14 protein-coding genes and 1 tRNA gene are annotated in these 15261 nt (G+C 61.9%); 8 read left to right on the top strand and 7 right to left on the bottom strand.

The window, feature by feature from the left end:
* Positions 1-128: 128 nt before the first annotated feature.
* The 3 genes from LDN75_RS16405 to LDN75_RS16395 all read left to right on the top strand — a co-directional run bounded on the left by LDN75_RS16405 (position 129) and on the right by LDN75_RS16395 (position 2978).
* Entirely contained in the window at positions 129-1100 is a 972-nt protein-coding gene (locus LDN75_RS16405; RefSeq protein ID WP_223933522.1) for a zinc ABC transporter substrate-binding protein, read from the top strand.
* A gap of 171 nt (positions 1101-1271) precedes the next feature.
* Positions 1272-2087, top strand: a complete 816-nt coding sequence (locus LDN75_RS16400; RefSeq protein ID WP_223933520.1) for a metal ABC transporter ATP-binding protein — start codon at positions 1272-1274, stop codon at positions 2085-2087.
* On the top strand, positions 2088-2978 hold the full coding sequence (locus LDN75_RS16395) for a metal ABC transporter permease (protein WP_223933519.1): 891 nt from the start codon (positions 2088-2090) through the stop codon (positions 2976-2978).
* Here the strand turns inward: LDN75_RS16395 and LDN75_RS16390 are convergent.
* On the bottom strand, positions 2975-3442 hold the full coding sequence (locus LDN75_RS16390; protein WP_223933517.1) for a Fur family transcriptional regulator: 468 nt from the start codon (positions 3440-3442) through the stop codon (positions 2975-2977). The genes LDN75_RS16395 and LDN75_RS16390 overlap by 4 nt on opposite strands.
* A 94-nt stretch (positions 3443-3536) precedes the next feature.
* Between LDN75_RS16390 and LDN75_RS16385 the strand changes: the two genes are divergently transcribed.
* The gene (locus LDN75_RS16385) at positions 3537-4226 is read left to right on the top strand and encodes an MBL fold metallo-hydrolase (RefSeq protein ID WP_223933516.1); all 690 of its coding nucleotides are present in this window, start codon (positions 3537-3539) and stop codon (positions 4224-4226) included.
* Here the strand turns inward: LDN75_RS16385 and LDN75_RS16380 are convergent.
* Positions 4223-5305: a PLP-dependent cysteine synthase family protein gene (locus tag LDN75_RS16380; protein ID WP_223933514.1), complete on the bottom strand. Its 1083-nt coding sequence runs from the start codon at positions 5303-5305 to the stop codon at positions 4223-4225. The genes LDN75_RS16385 and LDN75_RS16380 overlap by 4 nt on opposite strands.
* A 97-nt stretch (positions 5306-5402) precedes the next feature.
* Between LDN75_RS16380 and LDN75_RS16375 the strand changes: the two genes are divergently transcribed.
* From LDN75_RS16375 to LDN75_RS16365, 3 genes are read left to right on the top strand one after another with little or no spacing between them, the layout of a single operon-like run.
* Positions 5403-6332, top strand: coding sequence for a sulfurtransferase (locus LDN75_RS16375; RefSeq protein WP_223933512.1), 930 nt, complete (start codon positions 5403-5405; stop codon positions 6330-6332).
* The gene (locus tag LDN75_RS16370; RefSeq protein WP_223933510.1) at positions 6329-7477 is read left to right on the top strand and encodes an NAD(P)-dependent alcohol dehydrogenase; all 1149 of its coding nucleotides are present in this window, start codon (positions 6329-6331) and stop codon (positions 7475-7477) included. The genes LDN75_RS16375 and LDN75_RS16370 overlap by 4 nt, the downstream gene beginning before the upstream one ends.
* Positions 7474-7902, top strand: coding sequence for an HIT family protein (locus tag LDN75_RS16365; protein ID WP_223933508.1), 429 nt, complete (start codon positions 7474-7476; stop codon positions 7900-7902). Before LDN75_RS16370 ends, LDN75_RS16365 begins: the two co-directional genes overlap by 4 nt.
* Before the next feature lie 82 nt (positions 7903-7984).
* Here the strand turns inward: LDN75_RS16365 and hrpA are convergent, their stop codons facing one another.
* On the bottom strand, positions 7985-12016 hold the full coding sequence (gene hrpA / locus LDN75_RS16360; RefSeq protein ID WP_263422330.1) for an ATP-dependent RNA helicase HrpA: 4032 nt from the start codon (positions 12014-12016) through the stop codon (positions 7985-7987).
* Positions 12017-12222: 206 nt separating this feature from the next.
* A complete protein-coding gene (locus LDN75_RS16355; RefSeq protein ID WP_223933505.1) occupies positions 12223-12393 on the bottom strand; it encodes a hypothetical protein in 171 nt (56 codons plus the stop codon).
* Between the two features lie 81 nt (positions 12394-12474).
* On the opposite strand from LDN75_RS16355, the gene LDN75_RS16350 reads away from it, so the two are divergent.
* Complete coding sequence (locus LDN75_RS16350) at positions 12475-13443, top strand: helix-turn-helix domain-containing protein (RefSeq protein WP_223933503.1); 969 nt, start codon at positions 12475-12477, stop codon at positions 13441-13443.
* Here LDN75_RS16350 and LDN75_RS16345 read toward each other — a convergent pair.
* The 3 genes from LDN75_RS16345 to LDN75_RS16335 all read right to left on the bottom strand — a co-directional run bounded on the left by LDN75_RS16345 (position 13440) and on the right by LDN75_RS16335 (position 15166).
* A complete protein-coding gene (locus tag LDN75_RS16345) occupies positions 13440-13742 on the bottom strand; it encodes a protealysin inhibitor emfourin (RefSeq protein ID WP_223933501.1) in 303 nt (100 codons plus the stop codon). The two genes, LDN75_RS16350 and LDN75_RS16345, sit on opposite strands and share 4 nt — an antisense overlap.
* A gap of 81 nt (positions 13743-13823) precedes the next feature.
* Positions 13824-14867: a M4 family metallopeptidase gene (locus LDN75_RS16340; protein ID WP_223933500.1), complete on the bottom strand. Its 1044-nt coding sequence runs from the start codon at positions 14865-14867 to the stop codon at positions 13824-13826.
* Positions 14868-15093: 226 nt separating this feature from the next.
* Positions 15094-15166 (bottom strand) — tRNA-Arg (locus LDN75_RS16335).
* Positions 15167-15261 lie beyond the last annotated feature (95 nt).

The following is a 15261-nucleotide window of genomic DNA, read 5'->3' as shown; positions in this document are numbered from 1 at the left end:
CATGGCTGGCGTCGGCCTTTGGGTGGTCGACGCCAGACATGCTAAATAGGAATCATTCCCATTTAGGGCTAAGCTGAACTCAACCAGTAGATGTTTTTGATTCTCATTTGAGTAGATGTGAGGTTCCCGTGCGCCGTTCCGTCGCCCGCATGTCAATGGCCGCTTCTGCCGGCCTTGCCGCCCTGTTGCTTTCTTCCTGTTCCGGAAGCGCCGGGGCAGGAGCGCCGTCCTCATCGTCGGGAGCCATTGAAGTGGTGACCTCCACGAACGTGTACGCGGATGTCGTCAAAGCTGTTGGCGGGGACAAAGTCAAAGTGAATGCGATTATCACCAAGACCAGCCAGGACCCGCATTCCTACGAAGCCAGTGCACAGGACAAGCTGGTTATTTCCAAGGCCAAGCTCGTGGTGGAAAACGGCGGAGGCTATGACGAGTTCCTCCACAAGATTGCCGACGAGACCAAGGTCGGCCACGAAAACATGATCAGCGCCGTTGAGGTCTCGGGGCTGGCTCCCGAAGAGGAAAGCCATAGCGACGCTGCGTCCTCCGAAGAAGAGCACAACCATGACCACGGCGGGTTCAACGAGCACGTCTGGTACAGCCTGGACACGATGGCCAAATTCGCCGATGCGGTTGCCAGCAAGCTCGGTAGCCTGGATGCTGCGTCGGCCTCGACTTTTTCAGCCAATGCCGCCACGTTCAAGGCGAAGCTGACAGAGATCAACGGGAAGCTCGGTGCCCTCAAGGAAGCCAACGACCACGCTCCTGTGGCGATCACCGAGCCCGTTCCCTTGTACCTGCTGGCAGCAGCTGGCCTGGAGAACAAGACTCCGGAGGCCTACAGCGCTGCCATTGAAGAGGGGATCGACGTTCCGGCATCTGTCCTGAAGGAAACAACTGACATGGTCAGCGCCGGAGGTGTCCGGCTGCTGGCTTACAACGAACAGACGGAAGGGCCGCAGACTGAGTCCGTCAAGCGGGCCGCGGAGGCTGCGGGCGTGCCGGTCGTGAACTTCACGGAAACATTGCCGGACGGAAAGGACTACGTGCAGTGGATGACAGGCAACGTGGATTCCATCGCGGCTGCACTCAAGAAGTAGATTTCCTGGCCTTCCATTGCGGTGCCGGCCCCGTGCGCGTCCTAAGATATTCAGGATGGCTGCGGGGCTCCCGTCTCTCACCAGCACAGGATCCTGCACCAGCACAGGCGCCAACCTAGAGGCGCCAACAACAGTTGCGTTCGCCAGCAACGCATGAATCGAGGACGACTTTTGACACCCGTAGTGAGCCTCCGCGGAGCGAGCCTTCAGTTCGGCAAGAGGACACTTTGGCGTGATCTTGACCTCGACATCAATCCGGGGGAGTTCTTTGCCGTCCTCGGGCCCAACGGCAGTGGTAAGACCAGCTTCCTGAAAGTTCTGCTGGGCCTTCAGGAACTGAAGTCGGGAACGGTTTCCTTGGGCGGGCACCCGGTTGAACGGGGAAGCAAACGGATCGGTTACATCCCCCAGCAAAAGTCCTTCGCGCCCGATACGCCTTTGCGCGCACGTGACCTGGTTGGGCTGGGCATCGACGGGCACCGTTGGGGTATGCGGCTGTCCTCGGGCAAGGTAAACCAGCGCATCGATGAACTGCTGGAGCTGGTGGGAGCCTCGGACTATGCGAAGGTGCCTGTCGGGCAGTTGTCCGGCGGAGAGCAGCAGCGGCTTCGGGTGGCGCAGGCATTGGCCACGGAACCACAGGTGCTCCTTTGTGATGAACCGCTGCTGTCCTTGGATCTGCATCATCAGCAGGGCGTCAGTTCGCTCATTAACGAGCAATGCCATGCGCGCAACAGTGCCGTTGTCTTCGTAACCCACGAAATCAATCCCGTAATCGACTACGTTGATCGCGTCCTGTACTTGGCTGGCGGCCATTTCCGCGTCGGGACGCCACAGGAAGTCATGACCACTGAAGTTTTGTCGGAGCTTTACAACAGCCATGTGGAGGTCATCCACGCCAACGGGAGAATCGTCGTCGTCGGGCTTCCTGACGCGACCACGCACTTCCACGACGACGCGCACGCCACCGCTGGGCAGGAGTTCTAAATGGACCTGGATGGAATCCTGCAGACCATCTTCAACTTTGAGAACTATGGCGAATTGCTGGTACTTGTCCAGAACTCCATCTGGGCCGGGGCTGTCCTGGGACTTCTTGGCGGGCTTGTTGGCACGTTCGTGATGAAACGGGACCTGGCCTTCGCCGTCCATGGCATCTCTGAACTGTCCTTCGCGGGTGCGGCTTTTGCCCTGCTGATCGGGGCCGACATCATTTTCGGCTCGCTGATTGGCTCAGTGGCTGCGGCGGTCCTGCTGGGATTCATGGGTGTGAGGGCCCGTGACAAGAACTCGATCATCGGCGTGATCATGCCGTTCGGGCTTGGCTTGGGCATCTTGTTCCTTGCCCTGTATGAGGGCCGTGCCGCAAATAAATTCGGCTTGCTCACAGGCCAGATTGTTTCCGTGGACACTGTCCAGCTTCAGGCCCTCGCCGGCACGGCCGTTCTGGTGATGATTGCCCTTGCCGCAATCTGGCGCCCGCTCAGTTTCGCAAGCGTGGATCCTGAAATGGCTGAAGCCCGCGGTGTGCCTGTTCGTGGCCTGGCGATCGGCTTTATGGTGCTGCTTGGAGTCAGCGTGGCCTTATCCATCCAGATTGTCGGCGCACTGTTGGTCTTGGCACTGCTCATTACGCCAGCCGCGGCCGCACTGCGGGTTACTACCTCACCACGCCTTGTGGTGCTGTTGAGTGTTGTGTTCGCGACCGTCGCCACGGTGGGTGGCATTCTGCTTGCCCTTGGCAGCCGGATACCCATTAGCCCCTACGTCACCACGTTGTCATTCCTTATCTACGTGGCGTGCCGCGTGATCGGGCGGGTGCGGGCAGACCGTGGGCTCAATGGCCGCGTCTCAAGGGACCAGCCTGCGGGCGCCCTCTAAAGCCTGCCGGCGGCCTTCTTGGCTGTGCATTCGGGGCACAGTCCAAAGATCTCGACAGTGTGCGCGACCTCAGTGAAACCATGCTCAGCGGCTGTACGCGCCGCCCAGGTTTCGACGGCGGGGGCCTCCACTTCCACAGCTTTGCCGCAGTTCCGGCACAGCAAGTGGTGATGGTGTCCCGTCACTGTGCAGCGGCGGTAGACGGCTTCGCCCTCACCGTTGCGGAGGACATCAATGAGTCCATCGTCTGCAAGGGACTGCAGGATGCGGTAGGCCGTAGCAAGGGATACAGAGATGCCCTTGTTCTGCAGCAGTCGGTACAGTTCCTGGGTGCTGACGAAGTCGTCCAATTCATCCAGGGCGGCACTGACGGCCAGGCGCTGCTTGGTAACGCGCTGCTCCCTGACGCCGGTGGCCGCAGGCGAAGCTGGGCCTGTCGTGGCGGAATTGGTGCCCTGTGGCATTGAAAGACTCACTTCCCTGGGAACGCTGGCAAACCCCAATTTTACCAGCAGGGGAGGCTTGGAAACTGTCGGCGGCCGCCCCTAGGCTGTGACCATGAAGCTCACCAAGTTCACGCATGCCTGTGTCCGCCTGGAGAAGGACCGGCGGGTCCTGGTTATCGATCCCGGCACCTTCTCCGAGTCCGAGGAAGCCTTGGCAGGCGCACATGCAGTACTTGTAACCCACGAGCACAACGACCATATTGATCGCCCGGCCGTGCTGGCCGCCCTACGCAGCAACTCTTCGCTTGAGGTATATGCGCCCGCGGGCGTTGCGAAATCCCTCACCGAGGCAGCACAGACCGACGCAACTGGATCCGACGCTGGATCCGACGCTTTGGTCAGGCGCATCCACGTGGTTGAACCGGGATCCGGTTTCGAGGCAGCGGGGTTCCAGGTGCGGACCTTCGGTGGCCAGCATGCCGTTATCCATGCGCAGATTCCCGTGGTGTCCAACATCGGTTACCTGGTGGATGGGAATGTCTTCCACCCGGGTGATTCATTCGTGGTCCCGGACGGAATCAATGTCCAGACTCTCCTGGTGCCCATTCATGCGCCATGGTCCAAAGTGGGGGAAGTGGTGGACTTTGTCATCTCCGTGCGCGCACCCCGGGCGTTCCCCGTCCATGACGGTCTGCTTAATGAGCTGGGCAGGGGAATTGTGGAGGGCCACGTCACCCGGATCGGCGCCCGTTACGGAACCACTTACACGCGACTCGCACCCCGCGAATCCATAGAGGTCTAATCCGTCCAAATACCGGTTTCGTGGAAGCGGTCCAGCGCAGCTTCGTACGGTGAAGGGTCCAGTCCTTTGCTGGCCAGCCACGCGGCGTCGTTATAGCTGCCGGTATAGCGCTCGCCGCCGTCGCACATGAGCGAGACAATGCTTCCCTTCCGCCCCTGGGAAACCATCCGGGCCACGAGTTGCCAGACGCCCCAAAGGTTGGTGCCCGTGGAGGGCCCTGCGTGCAAGCCCGTGAGCTTGCGCAGGTGCCGCATTGCTGCCACGGAAGCTGCATCCGGGACCTGGATCATGTGGTCGATTACAGCCGGGACGAAGCTCGGCTCGGCGCGCGGACGGCCGATACCTTCAATGCGGGACGGCAAACCGGTGGCCGCGGCAGGGTCACCGTCCCGCCATGCCGGGTAGAAGGCAGAGTTCTCCGGGTCCACCACTGCAAGGCAGGTGCTATGCCTGTTGTACCGCAGGTAGCGGCCGATGGTCGCACTCGTGCCGCCCGTTCCTGCGCCCACTACGATCCACTCGGGTACCGGATGCTCTTCGCGGGAGAGCTGCTGGAAGATTGATTCAGCGATGTTGTTGTTGCCCCTCCAGTCCGTGGCGCGCTCGGCGAAGGTGAATTGGTCCATGTAATAGCCGCCCGACGTTTTCGCCGTCTCCTCCGCCACCGCGTATACCTCCGAGGCGTGGTCCACAAGGAGGCACGCGCCACCAAATTCCTCGATGAGGGCGATCTTTTCCGGGCTGGTGGTCTTGGTCATCACAGCGATGAACGGCAGGCCAATGAGACGGGCGAAGTACGCTTCCGAGACTGCAGTGCTGCCGCTGGAGGCTTCCACGATCGTGGTGCCCTCCGTGATCCAGCCATTAACCAGGCCGTAGAGGAACAGCGAACGGGCCAAGCGGTGTTTGAGGCTGCCGGATCGGTGCGTCGACTCATCCTTCAGGTAGAGATGGACGCCCCAATGCTCGGGCAGGGGGACTGCGTAGAGGTGCGTATCTGCCGAACGGTTGTTCTCAGCTTCGATCTTGCGAATGGCCTCGTTGGCCCAAACCCTGTCCTGGATGCACGAATTGCTCACCGGACAAGCGTACCGGCGCGGTAGGGAACACAAGACTAGGCTGGAAGACTGGCAAGGGTGGCAGAGCGCCCACGCACTCAGACCTGAAGGAGAGCAGATGACCATTCTGATGGACGCGTCCGAAGTACACCGGCGGCTCGCGGCGGGCGTGCGGACCATACTCCTGGACGTTCGATGGGTCCTGGGGAGAACGGATGGACGTAGCCGGTACTTGGAAGGCCATCTGCCAGGTGCGGTTTTTGTGGACCTGCCCAGCGAACTCGCGGACCACGCGCAGCCCGCCTTGGGCCGCCATCCCCTTCCGTCCGTGGACAGCTTCCAGGTTGCCGCGCGACGATGGGGGATCAACGACGGCGACACCGTAGTCGCGTACGACGACAGTGGCAGCATGGCCGCGGCCCGAGCCTGGTGGATGCTGAGGAACGCAGGCGTGGAAAACGTCTACCTGCTCGACGGCGGCCTGGCCGCTTGGCGCGCGGAAGGTCACCCGACGGAGGCAGGCGAGGTGACTCCCGACGTCGGGAATGTCACCCTGGGCGGCGGCAACATGCCGACGATCACCGAGGAGGAAGCTGCGCACTGGCATGAACAAGGCGTACTGCTGGATGCACGGGCCGGGGAACGGTACCGGGGCGAAATCGAACCGATCGATCCCCGTGCCGGACATATTCCGGGCGCTGTGAGCGCACCGACCACCGGAAACGTCACCGCGGAAGGCACGTTCCTGCCAGCGGAGGAATTGCGCAGGCGCTTCGCTGAATTGGGAGTTGACGCCTCCGCCAACGTCGCTGTGTATTGCGGTTCCGGCGTAACGGCCTCGCATCAGGTCGCCGCCCTGGAACTTGCCGGATATTCAGCGGCGCTCTTCCCGGGTTCGTTTTCGCAATGGTCAAACAATGCGGACAATCCCGTAGCCGTTGGCAGTGAACCGTTCGAGGCTGAACGCGAGGCGAAGGATGGGGATACCCCAATCGCCCGCCGCCCAAGTGGCACAAGCGCCGTTGCCGGGAGTAGCGTCGGATCATGACGCCTGGACGCCCCGTGCCCCCGCCCCTAGCGAAGCCAATCCCCGTGCAATCATCGGAACTGGCAGGATCCACGCTCGCGGCAGCGTTTGGTGCCACCTCCCCGGACAGCGGACTGGTACCGCTGACCGTGGCGCGAAGGGCGCCGAAGGAAGACGATGTGGAGATCGCGATCGAGTTTTGCGGTCTTTGCCACTCGGATGTTCATGCGACACGTGGTGAATGGCGTTTGCCACCCTATCCGCTGGTCCCGGGCCACGAGATCGTTGGCCGGGTTACCCGAGTCGGCGCCGCAGTGCAGGGTTTCGTTCCTGGTGACCGTGTCGGCGTTGGCTGCCTGGTGGATTCCTGCCGCGAATGCGAGAGCTGCCTGGAAGGACTGGAGCAGTACTGCGAGCGGGGCAATGTTGGCACGTACGGAGTTCCGGACCCGCGCAATGGCGGCGCAATCACGCAGGGCGGATATTCGACGTCGGTGGTGGTTGACCGGCGCTTCGTGCTGCGCATCCCTGAAGCCCTGGACGCCGCGGCCGCCGCTCCGCTGTTGTGCGCCGGAATCACCACTTATTCGCCGTTGAGGTATTTCGACGTCGAAGCGGGAGATTCGGTGGGAGTGGTGGGGCTTGGCGGCTTGGGCCACATGGCCGTCAAGATCGCCAAGGCCATGGGCGCGGAGGTAACTGTGTTTACCACTTCTGAAGCGAAGTTCGGCGCCGCACGGGAATTGGGAGCGGACCACGTGGTGTTCTCGAAGGACCCCGAGGCCATGGCGGGTGCCAACCGCAGCATCGATGTCATGATTGACACCGTCGCCGCGCCACACGACCTCAACCCCTACTTCCGCACGCTGCGGCTTGATGGAGCACTTTTCCAGCTTGGACTGCCGGGTGAAGACATGCCGCCCGTCAGCCCGGGGCTCCTGATACGCCGTCGATTGGCCTATACAGGTTCGCTGATTGGCGGGATCGGGGAAACCCAGGAGATGCTCGACTTCTGCGCCGCGCATGGAGTTGCCAGCGACATTGAGATCGTAGGCGCCGAACAGCTCAATGAAGCGTACGACCGCATGGTGGCCGGGGACGTAAAGTACCGTTTCGTGCTGGACACCGCAACACTTCAGGAACCGTCAGAAAGGGCAGATGCATGAGCACGCTGTTCACCAAGATCATCAATGGGGAAATCCCAGGCCGCTTCGTCTGGAAGGACGAGGACGTTGTGGCTTTCCTGACCATCGCCCCGATCACGCCGGGCCACACGCTGGTGGTGCCTCGTGAGGAAGTGGATTCCTGGACGCACGCCAGCCCGGAGCTGTTGGCCAAGGTTATGGACGTTGCCCAGAGCATCGGCAAGGTCCAGGAAGAGCTCTTCAGTGCCAAGCGCGTGGGCGTCCTGATGGAAGGCTTCGAGGTTGAGCACTTGCACGTGCACATCTGGCCCGCCTATTCAATGGCGGACTTTGAGGTGCACAACGTGGACCATAACCCGGATCCTGCGGTCATGGATGCCACGGCCGTGAAGCTCCGCGCTGCCTTGCGGGCTGCCGGCCACGAAAGCTTCGTGCCCGAGGACTGAGCGTTCCAGACAAGTTAACCCGGCGGTGCTGAATCAGCACCGCCGGGTTGCTTTTAAGTCGGACCTAAGCAGGCGGCCGGACCTAGGCAGGCGCCAAGGCCTGGTTGAGGACCGTTCGGATTCGCTTCTCGGAGACCGAGTAGGCCGTACCCAATTCGACGGCGAAGAGGCTGACGCGCAGTTCCTCGATCATCCAGCGCACCCGGGTTAACTCCGCCCCTGCCCGGCGTCCAGCGTGCAACGCTGACACAGCGTCGTCGTAGTCATCCTCCAGCGCCTGAACGATTGCCATATTCAGTCCATCGCGTTGCACGTTGCCCGGGAGCTTCTCCAGCCGCTTCTCGATCGCTTGCAGGTACCGCGGGAGCTGGCTCAGCTGCGCGTAGCCCGTCTGTGCCACAAAGCCCGGAAAGACCAACTGTTCCAGTTGGCTCTTCATGTCATTCAGGGCGCTGATGAGGGGCAGGCTGGCACTGGACTTCAGCTGCTTCTGGATCCTGCGCGTGCTCGCCAGGATGCGTTCGACGACGGCTGTCACCGTAAATACCGTATCTATCAGCTCAGCGCGGACTACTTCATACAACGCATCAAAGGCTTCTTTATCCCAAGGAAGTGCCTCTGGCGTCAGTTTGTCGATGGCGGCGAGGGCGCAGTCTGCGATCAGGGCACTGACGGAGCCGTGTGGGTTTTGGCTGAACGTCAGCTTCTCCGTATTGCTCAGATGCTCCAGCACGTATCGGTCCGGGGCGGGGATTCGCAGTGCCAGGAGCCGGATCACCCCACCACGCATGGCAGCTTCCTGCTCTTGCCGGGTTTGGAAGACGCGGAGGGCTACAGATGTACCCTCATCCACGATCGCCGGGAAGCCGGTGACGGCGTGTCCCTTGACCGTTCGGGTGACTTGGCGCTCCACGGTCCCGAAATCCCACTCGGTGATCCCAGTGCGTTCGGCAACAACTCCAGGAGCAGGGGAGGCGTCGGGGTGCACGCCATGATGTGCATCAGGGCTCAACCTGGCGCCGGCCGCCGAACTTGACCCGCCTTCTGAACTGGCCCCGGCCGCTTTTCCGTTTGACGCGCCCGGCCTTCCGGTTCCTTTGCCACCCTTGCCCGGGGCCGTCGTCGCCGGTGTCGCGCCGAGCGACTCTGCGATTGCCCGACGAGTCGCCGGGGCCAGCTTTTCCTGCAGCTGTGGCAGGTCCTTGCCTTCATCGAGGACCTTGCCCTTGCTGTCCACCACCTTGAAGCTCACCCGAAGGTGGGGAGGCACTGCCTCCCAATTCCATGATCCCGGTGGGATGATGTGCCCGCGAAGCCGGCGAAGAACCAGCTCCAAGGATGGCTCGAGCTCGTCCGTGGCGGGGTCGAAGTCCTTTTCCAAGGCTGCGGTAGCCTGGCGGGCAACGTCAGGTGCAGGCACAAAGTTCTTCCGGACCTGCTTCGGGAGGGATTTGATGAGCGCCGTGACCAGCTCCACGCGTTGTCCCGGAATCTGCCACCGGAATGGTGCATCGTCCAATTGGTTCAGGAATAACACCGGAACCTCTGCGGTGACGCCGTCGGAGGGATTCGGAGCAGACCCGGGAGCTACCGGGTGGAACTCATAGCTCAGGGGGAGTTCGAATCCCTTGTGCAGCCACGTCTTGGGGTAGGCGGAATCATCCAGGGCCTCGGCGTCCTCGCTCATCAACAGCGATTGGTCGAAGTCCAGCAGCGCAGGATCCGCTTGGCGGGCCTCCTTCCACCATTTGTCGAAATGCCTTTCAGACACGACGTCCTTGCCCACCCGGGCGTCATAGAACTCGAAGAGCGTCTGGTCATCCACAAGAATGTCCCGCCGGCGCATTCTGGTCTCAAGCTCCTCGATCTCCTGCAGGAGCGCGCGGTTGCGGTGGAAGAACTTGTGGTGGGTCTTCCACTCGCCCTCCACCAGTGCGTGGCGGATGAAGAGTTCACGGGACAATTCCGGATCGATGCGGCCGTAGTTGACCCGCCGGTTTGGGATGATTGGCACGCCGTACAGCGTGACTTTCTCGTGGGCCATCACAGAGCCCTGCCGTGCGGACCAATGGGGCTCGCTGTAGGAGCGCTTCACGAGGTCCGGGGCTACCTGCTCCACCCACAAAGGATCGAACCTGGCAGCTACCCGTGCCCACAAGCGGCTCGTTTCCACCAGCTCGGCGGCCATGACGAATGCAGGAGATTTCTTGAACAGGGCAGAGCCGGGGAAGATCGCGAAGCGGCTGCCGCGGGCGCCCGCGTATTCCCGCTTGCGCTCATCAAGGAGGCCGATGTGGCTCAGCAGGCCTGACAGCAGGCTGATGTGGATCCCCTCGTGGTTGCCTACGGGGTCAGCTTCACGCTTATTGTCCAGCGTGATGCCCAGGGGCTTGGCGAGTTGGCGAAGCTGGGTGAAAAGGTCCTGCCACTCACGGACGCGAAGATAGTTGATGAACTCGTTACGGCACAGTCGCCGGAACTGTGTGGAGGACAACTCGCGCTGCTTCTCCTGGACGTAGTTCCACAGGTTGAGGAAGCCGGTGAAGTCCGAGTTCTCGTCCCGGAACCGCGCGTGTTTCTCCGAGGCGAGCTGCTGCTTGTCGGTCGGCCTTTCGCGTGGATCCTGGATGGTAAGGGCTGCCGCCAGGATCATGACTTCGCGGACACACCCGCGCTTTCCGGCTTCGACAATCATGCGGCCGAGCCGGGGGTCCACCGGCAGTTGGGCAAGCTTCTGCCCGACGGCGGTCAGGCCACTGCCGCCCGGACGGTTACCGCGGGGATCTTTGGACGCAGGCGTGCCCGTTGTCGCCGGGCTGAGGGCGCCCAGTTCGCGCAGTAGGGTGACGCCGTCGTTAATGGCGCGGGAATCAGGCGGTTCCACGAACGGGAAGTTCTCAACGTCTTTGGGACCGCGGGCAACACCCATGGCCGTCATCTGGAGAATAACGGCGGCAAGGTTGGTCCGCAGGATCTCCGGGTCCGTGAACTGCGGGCGGGACTCAAAGTCCTCTTCGGAGTAGAGGCGGATGGCAATACCCTCGGACACGCGGCCACAACGCCCGGACCGCTGGTTCGCCGAGGCTTGGGACACGCGTTCGATCGGTAGCCGTTGGACCTTGGTCCGGTGCGAGTACCGCGAGATGCGGGCCGTGCCGGTATCGATCACGTATTTGATGCCGGGGACAGTCAGCGAGGTTTCCGCGACGTTCGTGGCGAGGATGATGCGCCGCTTTCCACCGGGATTGAAGACCCGATGCTGCTCCTGCAGGCTCAACCTGGCAAAGAGAGGCAGGACTTCAGTGCCGGCGAGGCGTCGGTTGGTCTGTATGCGGCCATTGATGGCCTCGGCGGCGTCGCGGATTTCGCGCTCGCCGGAGAAGAAAACGAGGATGTCGCCGGGTGCTTCCTTGGCCAGCTCATCCACGGCGTCACAGACTGCATCCAGTGGGTCCCGGTCCTCTTCCAGTTCGTCGTCGGAGCTGTCCTCGTCCGCGCCGGCAGGCTGTGACAAGGGCCGATACCGAATCTCTACCGGGTAGGTGCGGCCGGAAACCTCGATGATGGGCGCGGGGGATTCCTCCGTGCCGAAGTGCTTTGCGAAGCGTTCAGGATCGATGGTGGCCGAGGTGATGATAATTTTCAGGTCGGGCCGCTGGGGCAGGATCCGCTTGAGATATCCCAGGATGAAGTCGATGTTGAGGCTGCGCTCGTGGGCCTCGTCAATGATGATGGCGCTGTACCTTCGCAGGAGCTTGTCCCGTTGGATCTCGGCAAGGAGGATGCCATCGGTCATGAGCTTGATTTTGGTTGATGCGCTGACCTCCCCAGTGAAACGGACCTGGAAACCGACTTCCTGGCCAATCTCGACGTCCAGCTCCGACGCTATGCGCTCTGCAACGGTCCGGGCCGCCAGTCGGCGTGGCTGCGTGTGGCCGACCAGGCCTTTATCGCCCAAGCCGAGTTCCAAGCACATCTTGGGGATCTGGGTGGTTTTGCCCGAGCCGGTTTCGCCGGCAATGATGGTCACCTGGTTTGCGGCGATCGCCGCCATCAGATCCTCGCGGCGCTCGGATACCGGCAGCTCAGCGGGGTAGGAAATATGAAGTGTCATGGCTGCTGCCAGTCTACTGTGGCTTCTCGCCAACGTCCGCTGTCCCCGTCACATGTCAGGCAGGCCCGGCAGTCCTTCAACAGCAGCGCTGGAAGCGGGGCGCATAGGGACGCCCGTCGTTCAGGAAATCCTGATGAATTCCGTGAAGGACGGGCGTCGGTGGGATGGGCCGTTGCTGAGTGCTTCCAGTGCGCTGCCGGTGGCGGCTAGTAGATACGTGGATTCCAATACGGCGTGCTGGGAGCATCAAAGGCGCTCCAAGGCTCCTTGGAGTTGACGGGCGGGTTGTGGCCGCGGCCGTCCTTCAAGAGGGCGCCCAAGGTGGCGGCGACAGCAGTGACTAGGACGATGAAGAGGATGATTCCGAAGATTTCCATGCCTCCATCCTTCTCCGGGGGACATCCAGGAAACAGTGGCAGAAATGCCCCATTTAGACAATTTTCTGCCACACTTGAGATATGTTGAAGTCAGTAGCCGTGATAGTTGTCCCCAACTTCTCGATCTTCGAGTTCGGTACGGCCTTTGAGGTCTTCGGAATCGATAGATCTGACCGTGGCGCAGGCGTACCTGCTTTCGACTTCAGGGTGTGCGCGCCGGAACCGGGGGACATTCGAATGAAGTCCGGGCTCTCGTTGCACGTCGACCTTGGACTGGAGGCTGCTGCTGATGCTGACCTCGTCATCATGGCGCCCTTCGGGAGGGACCAGGAGGTCCCCGAATCTGTCATGGATGCACTCCGGGCGGCTCACGCCCGCGGCGCGTGGGTGATGTCCATCTGCTCCGGCGCTTACGCGTTGGCCCGGGCCGGCCTGCTTGATGGCCGGCGATGCACCACCCATTGGCACTACTCGCAGGATCTGGCGAGCCGCTACCCGGCAGTGGTAGTGGATGAGAATGTCCTCTATGTACAGGATGGAACCATCATTACCAGCGCAGGAACTGCCGCCGGAATTGATGCCTGCCTCCATCTTGTCCGTGTAGAGCTGGGAGCCAACGTAGCTGCCGCGATCGCGCGCGACATGGTAGTCCCGCCACATCGCGACGGCGGCCAAGCCCAGTTCATAGACCGGCCAATGCCGCGCTGTGGGTCAGCGCCCATGGAGGAACTCCTGCGGTGGATGGTTGAACACCTCGACGAAGAACACAGTGTCAACGAGTTGGCTGGCCGGTTGCACATGTCGCCCAGAACATTCGCACGCCGCTTCAGGGCGGAAACAGGGACTACACCTGCGGCTTGGTTGAACTCCCAGCGTGTGCTCCGGGCGCAGGAACTGTTGGAGTCCACGGAGCTCAATATCGATGAGATTGCCCGCGAAGCAGGGTTCGGGCATTCCGTTCTGCTGCGCCACCACTTCACCAAGGTGCTGGATACGAGTCCGCAGAGTTACCGGAGGGCCTTCCGTGGGCAATTGGCCGAGGCGATCTAGCGGCGGACCCCCAGGCGGCCGCGGGATTCGGAGCCTTCAGCCTTGGCGCATTCCACCAGCTCCTGCCAGGGTCCTGTGACGGCGCGCTCGGGCAGCGTCGCCCGCCGTTGGCCTGCCCTGATGGAGTACATGAAGCGATCCGGTTCGTTCGCCGTCCTGGCGTGGTTCTTTGCCTCGTCCCAGGGGCATGCCTCAACGATCGGGAGCCAGCGCTCTTTTTCATCGTCAGAAACTGCCTCCACGCTCCAGACGCGTGTCATTGCGGCTATGCCCCCACTGCGTTGGACGGTGATTTTCATGACCGGCTGCTTCTCGTTCGACGTGTTGGCCTAGCCAACGACGGCGGGACGGCCCGTGGCCGGACGGTCCCGCCGGCTGGTCTAAACCTTGACCTTCACAGTCTCCCACGCCTTAAGGACGGCGTCATGCTCTACGGAACCAACTCCAAAAAGTTCTTCAGCTGTAGCCGCAGTGGTCTTGGCGAACTTGCCAAAGGTGCAAGCTGGCGGAAGTGACCCTCCAGTGAGCGTCCCGTACCAGATCTGCCCCGGCACACCCCAAGCGTTGCCGCCCAGCTCGGAGGCAACAAGGTAGAACGCCCTGTTGGGGATGCCCGAATTGATGTGCACTCCGCCATTGTCCGCACTGGTCCGAACGTACGTGTCCATGGAGTCAGGTTGCGGGTCCTTACCCAGGATGTCGTCATCGTAGGCGGTACCGGGGGCCTTCATCGAGCGCAAGGCCGCACCTTGGACCTTGTCGGTAAAAAGGCCCTCGCCGATCAGCCAGCTTGCTTGCTCGGTGGTTTCCTGCTTCAGGTACTGCTCCACGAGCACCCCGAAGACGTCCGACATGGACTCGTTCAGGGCTCCGGCCTGGTTACGGTAATTGAGCCCAGCAGTAAATTGAGTGACACCGTGGGCCAGCTCGTGGCCGATTACGCTGACGGACTTGGTGAAGCGCTGGAAAATCTCACCATCGCCATCCCCAAAGACCATCTGGTTCCCATCCCAAAAGGCATTGTCGTACAGATTGCCGTAGTGAACGGTCGCGTCCAGTGCCAGGCCGGCACCATCGATGGAATCCCGGCCGAAGATCTCTGCATAGAGTCGGTGCGTGCTGCCCAGGCCGTCATAGGCCTCGTCGGCAGCGGCGTCCCCAGTAGGGGCAGTGCCTTCCTTGCGGACCACCCGGCCGGGCAGGTTTTCGGAGGTATCGGCGTCGTAGATGGTGCGCTTGGGTGGGCCCGGCTTGGCCGCCAGGGCGCTTGGTGCCACCGCGGGGGCCGGGGACGCGCGGACCGCCTGAAGATCCTTAATATGCAGGAGCGACTCCTTCGCGGCACGGGCAACAGCCCATAACCGTGGTTCGCTCTGGGCAGCAATCCTTCGCAGCATGTAAGGCGGAATGATCGAACACTTCACGGTAACCCCTCTTGGCTCTTGGCGACTGGCAGTTGTGATCAGCCTAGGAGTGGGGGATGACAATTTTGGGGTGTGCGCCCGGCAAGCCCCGAACTGATAGTGGCAACCCGGGTTGCGGAAGATGGCCCGCCCCGGGTTATGCAGTTGCGGGAGGGGGCATGGGACAACGTGTATGGATGGAATGCAAAAAATACCCCGCCAGTTGGACTGGCGGGGTATCCGTATGTGCCCTCGATAGGATTCGAACCTACGGCCTTCTGCTCCGGAGGCAGACGCTCTATCCCCTGAGCTACGAGGGCATCCGGGGTTCCCTCCGTTGCCGGTGGGACGTCCTAGAGCTTAGCAGCCACTGAGCCCCAAAAGAAAACGCGGCGCGGGTCCAAGCACAATGCGC

Origin of the sequence: Arthrobacter sp. StoSoilB5, from assembly GCF_019977235.1 — a bacterium.
Classification (GTDB): domain Bacteria; phylum Actinomycetota; class Actinomycetes; order Actinomycetales; family Micrococcaceae; genus Arthrobacter.
Note: the sequence above shows the minus strand (reverse complement) of the source record. Positions and strands in the feature narration are given on the sequence as shown.